This is a genomic window from Streptomyces sp. NPDC027672 (assembly GCF_055566335.1).
Map to the genome: position 1 here is coordinate 42,361 of NZ_JBVHSO010000006.1, position 12,672 is coordinate 55,032.

The window sequence follows — 12,672 nt, forward strand, 5'->3', positions numbered from 1 at the left end:
GCCCCTTCGCTGTGGCGGCCTCCGCGTGGGCGTCTCACAACGGCCGTAGCGCGGGCTCCTTCTGGACCGCTCCCAGGAGCCGGTCGAGCGCCATCTCCACGTCTTCCTTCCACGAGAGCGTGGACCGCAGCTCCAGCCGGAGCCGGGGGTGCACGGGGTGCTGACGGACCGTCTTGAAGCCCACGGCCAGCAGATGATCGGCGGGCAGCAGACAGGCGGGCTGCTCCCAGCGGGCGTCGCCGAACGCCTCGATCGCCTTGAAGCCCCGGCGCAGCAGATCCTTGGCGACCGTCTGCACCAGCACCCGGCCCAGTCCCTGCCCCTGGTAGCCGGGCAGGACCAGCCCGGTCATCAGTTGGACGGCGTCCGGGGAGACCGGGCTCGTGGGAAAGGCCGTGGAGCGCGGCACATACGCCGGCGGGGCATAGAGCACGAAGCCCGCCGGCACGTCGTCGACGTACACCACCCGGCCGCACGATCCCCAGTCCAGCAGGACGGCGGAGATCCAGGCTTCCTTCTCCAGCGCGGTGGTGCCCGCCTTCAGCGCCGCTTCGCCGCTGACGGGATCCAGTTCCCAGAAGACACAGGAGCGACAGCGGTGGGGAAGATCCTCAAGGTTGTCCAGAGTGAGCGGCACGAGCCGACGCCCCATGAAGGCTGATCCTCGCTTCCTTCGCCCGCCGCATCACCTGCGGCTGCCGGCTGCTGTCCGATGGATGGGCCCTACTGATCGCATCGTATCCACGATCGGATTCACTCGATACCGTCTCAAAGCAAAGAGCGGGCCGTGTCCGGTACCCATCGGACACGGCCCGCTCCACTGGCTCACCAGGCGCGACGGCGTCGGGGATCAGTCCTGCGTCTCCTCGCCGTCACCGTCGTGAAGGCTGTGCTGGAGGGCCAGCTTCTCGCCGGGGGCGAAGGCGCCGAGGATCCTCTCCAGGTCGTCCGCGGAGGCGAACTCGACGGTGATCTTGCCCTTCTTCTGACCCAGCTCGACCTTCACCCGGGTCTCGAAACGGTCCGACAGCCGGGTGGCCAGCTCGTTCAGTGCCGGAGAGGGCACGGAGCCGGCCCGCGGCCCCCGGGCGCGCGAAGCCTTCTGCGGCCGCGAGCCCATCAGCGTCACGATCTCTTCCACGGACCGCACCGACAGGCCCTCGGCCACGATCCGGTGGGCCAGCCGGTCCTGCTCCTCCGAGTCGTCCACGGCCAGCAGCGCCCGGGCATGGCCGGCCGAGAGCACCCCGGCGGCCACCCGCTTCTGCACGGTCGGGGACAGCTTCAGCAGACGCAGCGTGTTGGACACCTGCGGGCGGGACCGCCCGATCCGGTCGGCCAGCTGGTCATGCGTGCAGTTGAAGTCCTTCAGCAACTGGTCGTACGCGGCCGCTTCCTCGATCGGGTTGAGCTGCGCCCGGTGCAGGTTCTCCAGCAGCGCGTCCAGGAGGAGCTTCTCGTCCTCCGTGGCCCGCACGATGGCCGGGATGGCCTCCAGACCGGCCTTGCGGCACGCACGCCAGCGCCGCTCGCCCATGATCAGCTCATAGCTGCCGGGACCCAGCTGCCGCACCACGACGGGCTGGAGCAGACCGACCTCCTTGATGGAGGTGACCAGTTCCTGTAGCGCGTCCTCGTCGAAGATCTCACGCGGCTGGCGCGGGTTCGGCGTGATGGCGTCCAGCGGGATCTCGGCGAAGTGGGCTCCCACCGGAGGCGCGGGCACCTCGGCGGCCGGGCTCGCCGGAACCGGCTCGGCCTCCTGGGCGACCGACGGCAGCGTGGCCACCTTCGCCGCGGCCACTCCGCGGTCGCTCGTCAGCACCGGGACGGCCGCGGGAGAGCGGGACGCTCCGCCTCCGATCGTCGCCGGGGCCGACGCCATCTCCGTCGGGGCCGGGGGAATCAGTGCGCCGAGACCACGACCCAGCCCCCTCCGTCGCTCACTCACTGGATCCCCTCCACCATGCTCGGGTCGTTCTGTGCGCCGATATGGGCCTGGCTCGCGTCATAGCTGATGCCGACACCCCTCAGCGCGATTTCTCGGGCCGCCTCGAGATACGAGAGGGCACCGCTAGATCCTGGATCGTAAGTCAGCACCGTCTGCCCATAACTCGGCGCCTCCGAGATACGGACCGAGCGGGGAATGCTCGTCCGCAGCACCTCGTCGCCGAAGTGGCTGCGCACCTCTTCCGCGACCTGGGACGCGAGGCGCGTCCGGCCGTCGTACATGGTGAGCAGGATGGTCGACACATGCAGGGTGGGATTCAGGTGCCCGCGCACCAGGTCCACATTGCGCAGTAGCTGACCGAGGCCCTCCAGCGCGTAGTACTCGCACTGGATTGGGATGAGCACTTCGGCGCCGGCGACGAGCGCGTTGACCGTCAGCAGGCCGAGCGAGGGCGGGCAGTCGATGAGGATGTAGTCCAACGGCTGCTCATACGCCTGGATGGCCCGCTGCAGCCGGCTCTCCCGGGCCACCAGCGACACCAGCTCGATCTCCGCACCGGCGAGATCGATGGTGGCCGGGGCACAGAAGAGGCCCTCCACATCCGCGACGGGCTGGACGACCCCGGCGAGAGGCTTGCTCTCCACCAGGACGTCATAGATGGAGGGGACCTCGGCGTGGTGATCGATCCCGAGGGCCGTGGACGCGTTGCCCTGCGGGTCGAGGTCGATCACCAGGACGCGGCCGCCGTGCAGAGCCAGCGAGGCGGCAAGGTTGACGGTCGTCGTCGTCTTGCCCACCCCGCCCTTCTGGTTGGCGACCACGATGATTCTGGTCTGTTCGGGTCGCGGCAGCCCTTCGCCGGCGCGGCCGATAGCCTCCACCGCCAGCTGGGCCGCACGACCGATGGGAGTGTCGTCCATCGGGGGCGGTGTTTCACGTGAAACATCCACCCCCATCGACTCGGTACGGGGACCGGGGACCGGATCGGTCATCGGTCCCGCGATGTTGGCGTCGGACCGCAAGGATTCACTCTCCTCGACTTCAGGCTCGCGATGAACAGAGCCTCCCATGTCTTCAGGGTCGTGAACCAGTGAGGCCTGGTGTTCTGTGGAGAAATCCACCTCTGTGGACAACTCCGTCCCCCCGGAGCGGGACGGAGCCGACGTAGGAACTGGATCATCCTCCCGGAGTCCACCGAGAGGCTTCCGGTCGCGAGGTTCGGCCGCGGCGCGGCCGCGACTGATGATGCCGTGCAGCAGTGAGCGACGTTTCACGTGAAACACGATGCACAGCGTCGGCAACGGGACCCCCGCGACACTCCGCCCGACATACGTGGCGCAGCTTGGGTGGAGTACGTCCCGTCGTCAGGATGGGTCAGTGCCGCCCGTCCCCCAGGGTCAGCGACGGCGACGGACGCGACCAGTACGAGCCGCCTTGGCGCGCTTCGCGGCGAAGCGCACTCCACCCGGGCTCTCTCCGACCTCGACCCGCACCACGGTCGACAGGGGATCCACCACGCCCTCACCCACGTGGAGGATGGACGTCTCGACCGCGCCCAGCTTGCTCAGCGCGGACGCAGCGGCCTTCAGCTCCTCCTCGGCGGTGTCGCCCTTGAGCGCGAGCATCTCGCCGTACGGACGCAGCAGCGGGATGCCCCAGGCAGCCAGGCGGTCCAGCGGGGCCACGGCCCGTGCCGTCACCACATGCACCGGCGGCAGCTTGCCCAGGACTTCCTCGGCACGGCCGCGGACCACGGTGACATGGTCCAGGCCGAGCAGTTCGACGACCTCGGTGAGGAAGTTGGTGCGCCGCAGCAGCGGCTCCAGCAGGGTGATGTTCAGATCGTCGCGGACCAGGGCCAGCGGGATGCCGGGCAGTCCGGCACCGGAGCCGACATCGCAGACCGTCACTCCCTCCGGAACGGCCTCGGAGAGCACCGCGCAGTTCAGCAGGTGCCGCTCCCACAGGCGGGGCACTTCCCGCGGGCCGATCAGGCCACGCTGCACGCCCGCCTCGGCGAGAAGTTCCGCATAGCGGACCGCATCGGCGAAGCGATCACCAAACACTTCCCGCGCCTGCTCGGGCGCGGGGGGAAGCTCCGCTGCCTCCGTCACGGGGACCGTCCTTCCGTACCGCGCCGGTGCTTCGCGCACCGGCCATCAGAACTACCAGGCTGACAAAGTTCGGCCCCGCCTGCTCAACAGACGGGGCCGGTGGAATCGAGGCCGATCAGGCGGGCAGCACGACGACGAAGCGCTCCGGCTCCTCGCCCTCGGACTCGCTGCGCAGTCCAGCGGCCTTGACCGCGTCGTGCACGACCTTGCGCTCGAACGGGGTCATCGGCTTGAGCTTCACGGGCTCACCGGTGCTCTTCACGTCGGCGGCGGCCTTGGCACCCAGCTCGGACAGCTCGGACCGCTTGTTGGCACGGTATTCCGCGATGTCGAGCATCAGCCGGCTGCGGTCACCGGTCTCCCGGTGCACGGCCAGACGCGTCAGCTCCTGCAGCGCCTCCAGCACCTCGCCGTCCCGGCCGACCAGCTTCTGCAGGTCACGGCTGCCGGTGTCGCTGACGATCGACACGGAGGCGCGGTCGGCTTCGACGTCCATGTCGATATCGCCGTCGAGATCGGCGATGTCCAGCAGACCTTCCAGGTAGTCCGCCGCGATCTCGCCCTCCTGCTCCAGGCGGGTGAGGGTGTCTGCGCCCTCGGCAGCGGCAGAGGTGGTGCCTTCCGTCACGGGATGGGCTCCTTCTTACTTCTTGGACGGGGACTTGGGCCGCTGCGGGCCACCCTTGCGCTGGCCGGACTGGGCCTTGCTGCGGGTGCCGGAGCCGGGCTTCTGGGGCTGCTTGGCAGCCGCGGGCTTGGCGTCCCGCGGCTCGTCGGTCTTCTCCAGCGACAGGGAGTCGTCCGTCCGGGTCACCCCGGACTGCCGCTGGGACTTGGACTGACGCTTGGGCTGCTGGCGCCGGGGAGCGGCGACGGCGGCCGTGTCGGTGCCGGTGACCTCACCGTCCTCGGTCTGCGCCGCGGCCTGGACCACGCTCTTGGTCACGGAGCCGTCGGGCTGGGCGGCGAGGCCGGCCTTGTTCAGCGCGTTGATGAACTTGCGCTCGAACTCGTTGCGGTCGCGGCCCTTGGCGACGATCGCCTTGACGATGGTCTTCTCGCTGCGCCGGCGGATCTTGCCGTGCTGCGTGACGTGCTTCGTCAGCCGGTCCAGGTAGGCGGCCTGGGCCTTGGAACCCGGGGTCGGGTTGTTGTGGATGACGTACATCTGCTGGCCCATGGTCCACACGTTGGTGGTCAGCCAGTAGACGAGGACACCGACCGGGAAGTTGATGCCGAAGAAGGCGAACATCAGCGGGAAGACGTACATCAGCATCTTCTGCTGCTGCATGAACGGCGTCTTCACCGTGGTGTCGACGTTCTTCGTCATCAGCTGGCGCTGCGTGTAGAACTGCGACGCCGACATCATGACGATCATGATCACGGTCACGACGCGGACGTCGGTGACCGAGGCGCCCAGCGCGTGGATCGTGCTGGAGCCGTCCTTGAACTTGGCGGCGAGCGGGGCCCCGAAGATGTGGGCGTTACGGGCACTGGACAGCAGCGACTCGTTGATGACACCGATGGTGTCGCCCGAGGCGATGCCGTTGAGCACGTGGTACAGGGCGAAGAAGAACGGGGACTGCGCCAGGATGGGAAGGCACGAGGAGAGCGGGTTGGTGCCCGACTCCTTGTACAGCTTCATCATCTCTTCGGACTGACGCTGCTTGTCGTTCTTGTAGCGCTCCTGGATCTTCTTCATCTCGGGCTGGAGCGTCTGCATGGCCCGGGTCGCCTTGATCTGCTTCACGAAGAGCGGGATCAGGCAGATGCGGATCAGGACCACCAGGGACACGATGGACAGGCCCCAGGCCCACCCGGTGTCAGGCCCGAAGATCGCTCCGTACACCCTGTGGAACTGGACGATGACCCAGGAGACGGGCCAGGTGATGAAACTGAAGAGGCTGGCAATCGTGTCCACTAATCATGCTCCTTGGGCATGGGACGAGGTCTCTGCGGCCGGGCTCGAAGGAGACTCGCGATGAAGCTCCGTCTCGGTGGCCGGTTCGGCGGCGGAGGGCCCCGCCTTGCGTGCGCGCCACGCGTTGCGCAGCATTTCGTGCCACCGCGGGCGCTTGCGCGGCGGAACATGGTCCACACCGCCCAGCGACCACGGATTACACCGGAGGATGCGCCAGGCGGTGAGTGCCGTTCCCTTGATCGCACCGTGCCGGTCGATGGCCGTGTAGCCGTAGTGAGAACACGACGGGTAGTACTTGCACACCGGCCCCAGCAGCGGACTGATCGTCCACTGGTACAGCTTGATCAGAGCCAGCAGCGGGTACTTCATCGCGTGCCCCCTCCCAGCAGCCGCTGGAGAGCGGCGTCCAGGTCTCGGGCCAGCTGTGCGTGGTCTGCGTCGCCCGCTCCGGGCAGCGCTCGTACGACTACCAGGCTACCGGGGGGGAACAGGGCGACTCGGTCACGCATCAGATGACGCAGTCTGCGCTTCACCGTGTTGCGCACGACCGCGCCACCCACGGCCTTGCTGACGACGAAACCCGCACGCGTCGGGGGAGCGCTCTCCCCTGGCGCGTGCGGGTCCGTGGCACCGCTACGAAGGTGGACGACGAGCGTCGGGCGACCGGCCCGGCGCCCTCGTCGTACCGCGGTCGCGAAGTCCTCGCGCCGCCTCAGCCGGTTCTCGGTGGGCAGCACGATGTCATGACCTGACCGGGATCAGGCGGACAGACGGGCGCGACCCTTGCTACGGCGGGACGCGAGGATCGCGCGGCCGGCACGGGTGCGCATACGCAGCCGGAAGCCGTGGGTCTTCGCGCGACGACGGTTGTTCGGCTGGAAGGTGCGCTTGCTCACTCGGGGGCTCCAGAAGAATCAGTAGTGGCGGGGTGCCGTCCTGGCTGTCACCGTGCGCCCACGAGTAGCTCGCTTCACGCCCGAGTGCACCGCTTCCCGATCACCTGACGTGATCTGTGCCCATCGGAGGCAGGCGGCAGCAGCCATCGACAACTCGACCTGGTTACGGTACGCGGGACTGCGCCATTCGGTCAAACCGGGGGTCGACGAGAGACACTATCCACAGGCTGGGGACAACGACTTGAACCCTACCCGCCGCGCTGACTACCGTGGCTGGACTCCGATTCGTTCCCTTATCCCCGCCCGATCCGATTTTGATCCCGACCCGTCCCTGAACCACACGTTCGTGGGACCTGTGAGAGAGCGTGCCCTGTGGCTGACGTACCTGCCGATCTTGCCGCAGTGTGGCCACGAGTGCTGGAACAGCTCCTCGGCGAGGGCCGCGGACAGGGCGTGGAGTCCAAGGACGAGCACTGGATCCGGCGCTGCCAGCCGCTCGCGCTGGTCGCGGACACCGCCCTCCTCGCGGTGCCGAACGAATTCGCGAAGGGCGTACTGGAGGGCCGGCTCGCGCCGGTCGTCAGCGAGACCCTGAGCCGTGAGTGCGGCCGTCCCATCCGGATCGCGATCACCGTGGACGACTCGGCGGGCGAACCGCCGGCGCCCCCCGCCCAGCAGCCGCAGCCGCGCTACGAGGAACCGGAGCTGCCCTCGGGGCCGTACGAGGGCTACGGCCGCCACCGCGGCGACCAGCACCCGGGGCCCGACCCGCGGTCCGAGCAGCATCCGTCCGGCCGCCCGGACCAGCTTCCCACCGTGCGCCCCGTCTACCCGTCCGAGTACCAGCGCCCCGAGCCCGGCGCCTGGCCGCGCCACGGGCACGAGGAGTACGGCTGGCAGCAGCCCCGGCTCGGCTTCCCCGAGCGGGACCCGTACGCCTCGCCGTCCTCCCAGGACGGCTACGGCTCCGGCGAGGACGCCTACGGCTCGCCCCGGGACTACCGCCCGAAGGGCGCGGACCGGCCGCCGTACGAGCAGCAGCGCGGGGACTACGAGCCGTCCCGCCAGGACTACGACTCCGGGCGCGGCGAGTACGACCAGCGCGAGCCGGTCCGCCGTGAGCTGCCCGACCCGGCGGCGCACCGCGGCACCGGCCGCCCGGACGTGTCCGCCGGCGGCGCCCCCGGTCCGCCGGCCGCACAGCCGGCGCAAGCGCCGGGCGCTGGGGAGCCGACCGCGCGGCTGAACCCCAAGTACCTGTTCGACACGTTCGTCATCGGCGCCTCCAACCGGTTCGCGCACGCGGCGGCGGTCGCGGTCGCCGAGGCGCCGGCCAAGGCGTACAACCCGCTGTTCATCTACGGGGAGTCCGGGCTCGGCAAGACCCACCTGCTGCACGCCATCGGGCACTACGCGCGCAGCCTCTACCCGGGCACGCGGGTGCGGTACGTCAGCTCGGAGGAGTTCACCAACGAGTTCATCAACTCCATCCGCGACGGCAAGGGCGACAGCTTCCGCAAGCGCTACCGGGAGATGGACATCCTGCTCGTCGACGACATCCAGTTCCTCGCGGACAAGGAGTCGACGCAGGAGGAGTTCTTCCACACCTTCAACACGCTGCACAACGCCAACAAGCAGATCGTGCTCTCCAGCGACCGGCCGCCCAAGCAGCTCGTCACCCTGGAGGACCGGCTGCGGAACCGGTTCGAGTGGGGGCTGATCACCGACGTCCAGCCGCCCGAGCTGGAGACGCGGATCGCGATCCTGCGCAAGAAGGCGGTCCAGGAGCAGCTGAACGCCCCGCCGGAGGTGCTGGAGTTCATCGCCTCGCGGATCTCGCGGAACATCCGTGAGCTGGAGGGCGCGCTGATCCGGGTGACGGCGTTCGCCTCGCTCAACCGGCAGCCGGTGGACCTGGGCCTGACCGAGATCGTCCTGAAGGACCTGATCCCCGGCGGCGAGGACAGCGCGCCGGAGATCACGGCCACGGCGATCATGGGCGCCACGGCGGACTACTTCGGGCTGACGGTGGAGGACCTGTGCGGCACCTCGCGCGGGCGCGCGCTGGTGACCGCGCGGCAGATCGCGATGTACCTGTGCCGCGAGCTGACGGATCTGTCGCTGCCGAAGATCGGCGCGCAGTTCGGCGGCCGTGACCACACCACCGTGATGCACGCCGACCGCAAGATCCGCGCGCTGATGGCCGAGCGGCGCTCGATCTACAACCAGGTCACCGAGCTGACCAACCGCATCAAGAACGGCTGAGACCGGCCGCAGGCCGGTACGGAGGGCGTCCTCGGGATCCACGCGGTCCCGCGGGCGCCTTCTCGTGTCAGGGAGGCCCCGCACGCACGCGCCACCGTCGCGGGCGGCCACTTACCCGCTCGGTGCCGCCGTCGCGGTCGTCCACTGCCCTGCCTCGGTACCCGGTGCCGCCGTCGCGGACGGCCGCTTACCCGCTCGGTACCCTGCCCCGCTTGGTGCCCCTGACCCGCCAGGTCCCCCTGGCCGGCGTTCCCGCCGTCGCACCCGCCGCCACGCACGCCGTCGCCGCCTGGGTGTCCTGCGCCGGACCGGCCGGGCCCCGCTCGACCGCCGCAGGCCCTGCCGCGCCCCCAGCCGACGCCCGCCCCGCCCTCGCCCGGCTGGACCGGCCCCGGCCCGCCCAGCCTCCCCCCGCCCGGCCGCGTCCCACCCCGCTCAAGCCCCATCCGGCCCCCCTCCACCCCCGCGCAAGCCCGTTCCGGGCCGTCCGGGCCGGCTTCCGGTGGCTTCGGGCGGGCCGGGGACCGTTCCTGGGTCGTCACCTGGTGTTCGATTACCTGCCGGGTTACGGCCTTCCTCCACAGATTCGGTGACTTTCTTCCGTCCACACCCTGGGGACTGCCGAGTTGTCCAGAACGCTGTCCACAGGAAGGCTGGGGCCAGGACGTCCGCCCAGCTCAGCACCCTGTGGAATCGTGGACAAACGATCTCCACAGGGTGTGGATAACCTACGGACCCGCGAACGAGGGCCGAGGTTGTCCACGGCTACCCCACAGGCTGGGGACGGTTGTCCCCAGCAGAACCGGGCTTCTCCACATCGCTGTCCACTGTTCGGCAACCCGACGCACCCGCTCACCGCGTCGAGTGAAAGGCGTCACAGGAAGCTGCCGGATTGGGCTGTGGGAAACCTGGGTATTCCTGGGGACACAGCTGGGGAGAACTGCCCTCAGCCTGTGGGCGCTGTGTGCAGAACTTTCTGTTCTCCACAGAAGGGCCTGGTTGTCCACCGCCTCCGTACACAGGGTCGGTGGATAAAATTCCTGCGCTGAGCTGGGCAAACGTGGTTATCCACGGTATCCACAGGCCCTACTACTACTCCCGACTAGAGAGAGTTCGGCGACCGTTTCGAAGCGGGGGCTGTGCACAACTCGCTGTCTCGGGCCCGGCTGCCCCTCGGCCCGACTTGACCCCGACGGGCGCCTACTGTCAGTGCCGTGCGTCAGACTGGTCCCCGGTGTCCTGCCCGTCGCAGTGGGCGGTGACACCGAGTCGGAGGACTCAGTAGCAACAGCAGGAGGCGGCTTACGGTGAAGATCCGGGTGGAACGCGACGTACTCGCGGAGGCAGTGGCCTGGGCGGCACGCAGCCTCCCGGCCCGTCCGCCGGCGCCTGTCCTCGCCGGCCTGCTGCTGAAGGCCGAGGACGGCCAGCTGAGCCTGTCCAGCTTCGACTACGAGGTCTCCGCCCGGGTGAGCGTCGAGGCGGAGGTCGAGGAGGAGGGCACCGTCCTGGTGTCCGGCCGGCTGCTCGCCGACATCTCCCGTGCCCTGCCCAACCGGCCGGTGGAGATTTCCACAGACGGTGTACGGGCGACCGTGGTCTGCGGCTCCTCGCGCTTCACCCTCCACACCCTGCCGGTGGAGGAGTACCCGGCGCTGCCGCAGATGCCGAACGCGACCGGCACCGTGCCCGGCGAGGTCTTCGCCGCGGCCGTCGCCCAGGTGGCCATCGCCGCCGGCCGGGACGACACCCTGCCGGTGCTCACCGGTGTGCGGATCGAGATCGAGGGCGACACCGTCACCCTGGCCTCCACCGACCGCTACCGCTTCGCGGTCCGCGAGTTCCTGTGGAAGCCGGAGAACCCGGACGCCTCCGCCGTCGCCCTGGTGCCGGCCAAGACGCTGCTGGACACCGCCAAGGCGCTGGGCGCCGGGGACACCGTCACGCTGGCGCTGGCCGGGGCCGGTGCCGGTGAGGGCCTGATCGGCTTCGAGGGCGCCGGGCGGCGGACGACCACCCGCCTGCTCGAAGGCGACCTGCCGAAGTACCGCACGCTGTTCCCGACCGAGTTCAACTCCGTCGCCGTGATCGAGACCGCGCCGTTCGTGGAGGCGGTCAAGCGTGTGGCCCTGGTCGCCGAGCGGAACACCCCGGTGCGGCTGAGCTTCGAGCAGGGCGTGCTGATCCTGGAGGCCGGCTCCAGCGACGACGCACAGGCTGTGGAAAGGGTCGACGCGCAGCTCGATGGCGACGACATCTCGATCGCCTTCAACCCGACGTTCCTGCTGGACGGCCTGAGCGCGATCGACTCGCCGGTGGCGCAGTTGTCGTTCACCACGTCCACGAAGCCGGCGCTGCTGAGCGGCAGGCCCGCGGTGGACGCGGAGGCCGACGACGCGTACAAGTACCTGATCATGCCGGTGCGGCTCAGCGGCTGACCGTCGTCCACAGGGTGTGCACGGGCCGGGCGTCCGGTGTGGATGCCCGGCGCCGGGCCGGGAGCACGTGGGTCTCCGCAGGTGAGCGGCTATGCCCACAGCTGTGCATGAGCGTCCGGGTTTAGGCTCGGCTCGGCACCTCGGTGCCTTCCACGCCACACAGCGACCTAAGGAACACAACTGATGGAGCTCGGTCTCGTCGGCCTCGGCAAGATGGGCGGCAACATGCGCGAGCGGATCCGCCGCGCGGGCCACACCGTCATCGGATACGACCGCAACGCGGACCTCGCGGACGTCGACAGCCTGGAAGAGCTGGTCGGCAAGCTCAGCGGCCCGCGGGTGGTCTGGGTGATGGTCCCGGCCGGCGAGGCCACCCAGTCGACCGTGGACCGGCTGGCCGAGCTGCTGGAGCCCGGCGACGTGGTCGTGGACGGCGGCAACTCCCGCTGGACCGACGACGAGCGGCACGCCGAGGAGCTGGCCGCCAAGGGCATAGGCTTCGTCGACTGCGGTGTCTCCGGTGGCGTCTGGGGCCTGGAGAACGGGTACGCGCTGATGTACGGCGGCGACGCCGAGCACGTCGCCAAGGTGCAGCCGGTGTTCGACGCGCTGAAGCCGGAGGGCGACTTCGGCGCGGTGCACGCGGGCAAGGTCGGTGCGGGCCACTTCGCCAAGATGGTCCACAACGGCATCGAGTACGCGATGATGCAGGCCTACGCCGAGGGCTGGGAGCTGCTGGAGAAGGTCGACTCCGTCACGGACGTCCGTGAGGTCTTCCGCTCCTGGCAGGAGGGCACGGTCATCCGCTCCTGGCTGCTGGACCTCGCGGTCAACGCGCTGGACGAGGACGAGCACCTGGACGGTCTGCGCGGTTACGCGCAGGACTCCGGTGAGGGACGCTGGACCGTGGAGGCCGCCATCGACAACGCGGTGCCGCTGCCGGCGATCACCGCGTCGCTGTTCGCGCGGTTCGCCTCCCGCCAGGAGGACTCGCCGCAGATGAAGATGATCGCCGCGCTGCGCAACCAGTTCGGCGGCCACGCCGTAGAGAAGAAGTAAGCCGCAGCAGGAGCAGGGAGGTCGGCGG

12 protein-coding genes are annotated in these 12,672 nt (G+C 69.4%); 3 read left to right on the forward strand and 9 right to left on the reverse strand.

Going from position 1 to position 12,672, the window contains the following annotated elements:
* Nucleotides 1–34 precede the first annotated feature (34 nt).
* The 9 genes from ACZ4SV_RS16040 to rpmH all read right to left on the reverse strand — a co-directional run bounded on the left by ACZ4SV_RS16040 (nt 35) and on the right by rpmH (nt 6,882).
* A complete protein-coding gene (locus ACZ4SV_RS16040) occupies nt 35–652 on the reverse strand; it encodes a GNAT family N-acetyltransferase (protein ID WP_365880083.1) in 618 nt (205 codons plus the stop codon).
* A 198-nt stretch (nt 653–850) separates the two neighbouring features.
* Entirely contained in the window at nt 851–1,951 is a 1,101-nt protein-coding gene (locus ACZ4SV_RS16045) for a ParB/RepB/Spo0J family partition protein (protein WP_468004864.1), read from the reverse strand.
* On the reverse strand, nt 1,948–3,021 hold the full coding sequence (locus tag ACZ4SV_RS16050; protein WP_365941516.1) for a ParA family protein: 1,074 nt from the start codon (nt 3,019–3,021) through the stop codon (nt 1,948–1,950). The genes ACZ4SV_RS16045 and ACZ4SV_RS16050 overlap by 4 nt, the downstream gene beginning before the upstream one ends.
* Nucleotides 3,022–3,348: 327 nt before the next feature.
* Complete coding sequence (rsmG, locus tag ACZ4SV_RS16055; RefSeq protein ID WP_365871600.1) at nt 3,349–4,065, reverse strand: 16S rRNA (guanine(527)-N(7))-methyltransferase RsmG; 717 nt, start codon at nt 4,063–4,065, stop codon at nt 3,349–3,351.
* 115 nt (nt 4,066–4,180) lie between these two features.
* A complete protein-coding gene (locus ACZ4SV_RS16060) occupies nt 4,181–4,693 on the reverse strand; it encodes a Jag family protein (RefSeq protein ID WP_365871602.1) in 513 nt (170 codons plus the stop codon).
* A gap of 15 nt (nt 4,694–4,708) precedes the next feature.
* Nucleotides 4,709–5,986, reverse strand: coding sequence for a membrane protein insertase YidC (yidC, locus tag ACZ4SV_RS16065; protein ID WP_365871604.1), 1,278 nt, complete (start codon nt 5,984–5,986; stop codon nt 4,709–4,711).
* 3 nt (nt 5,987–5,989) lie between these two features.
* Nucleotides 5,990–6,355: a membrane protein insertion efficiency factor YidD gene (gene yidD / locus ACZ4SV_RS16070; protein WP_365871606.1), complete on the reverse strand. Its 366-nt coding sequence runs from the start codon at nt 6,353–6,355 to the stop codon at nt 5,990–5,992.
* On the reverse strand, nt 6,352–6,723 hold the full coding sequence (rnpA, locus tag ACZ4SV_RS16075) for a ribonuclease P protein component (protein ID WP_365871608.1): 372 nt from the start codon (nt 6,721–6,723) through the stop codon (nt 6,352–6,354). The genes yidD and rnpA overlap by 4 nt, the downstream gene beginning before the upstream one ends.
* A gap of 21 nt (nt 6,724–6,744) precedes the next feature.
* Complete coding sequence (gene rpmH, locus ACZ4SV_RS16080; protein ID WP_003956500.1) at nt 6,745–6,882, reverse strand: 50S ribosomal protein L34; 138 nt, start codon at nt 6,880–6,882, stop codon at nt 6,745–6,747.
* A 372-nt stretch (nt 6,883–7,254) separates the two neighbouring features.
* Here rpmH and dnaA point away from each other — a divergent pair, with 372 nt between their 5' ends.
* The 3 genes from dnaA (at nt 7,255) to gnd (ending at nt 12,644) form a co-directional block, all read left to right on the forward strand.
* Complete coding sequence (gene dnaA / locus ACZ4SV_RS16085; protein ID WP_468004868.1) at nt 7,255–9,147, forward strand: chromosomal replication initiator protein DnaA; 1,893 nt, start codon at nt 7,255–7,257, stop codon at nt 9,145–9,147.
* Between the two features lie 1,307 nt (nt 9,148–10,454).
* Nucleotides 10,455–11,585: a DNA polymerase III subunit beta gene (dnaN, locus tag ACZ4SV_RS16090; protein ID WP_365871612.1), complete on the forward strand. Its 1,131-nt coding sequence runs from the start codon at nt 10,455–10,457 to the stop codon at nt 11,583–11,585.
* A gap of 183 nt (nt 11,586–11,768) precedes the next feature.
* On the forward strand, nt 11,769–12,644 hold the full coding sequence (gene gnd, locus ACZ4SV_RS16095) for a phosphogluconate dehydrogenase (NAD(+)-dependent, decarboxylating) (RefSeq protein ID WP_365871614.1): 876 nt from the start codon (nt 11,769–11,771) through the stop codon (nt 12,642–12,644).
* Nucleotides 12,645–12,672 lie beyond the last annotated feature (28 nt).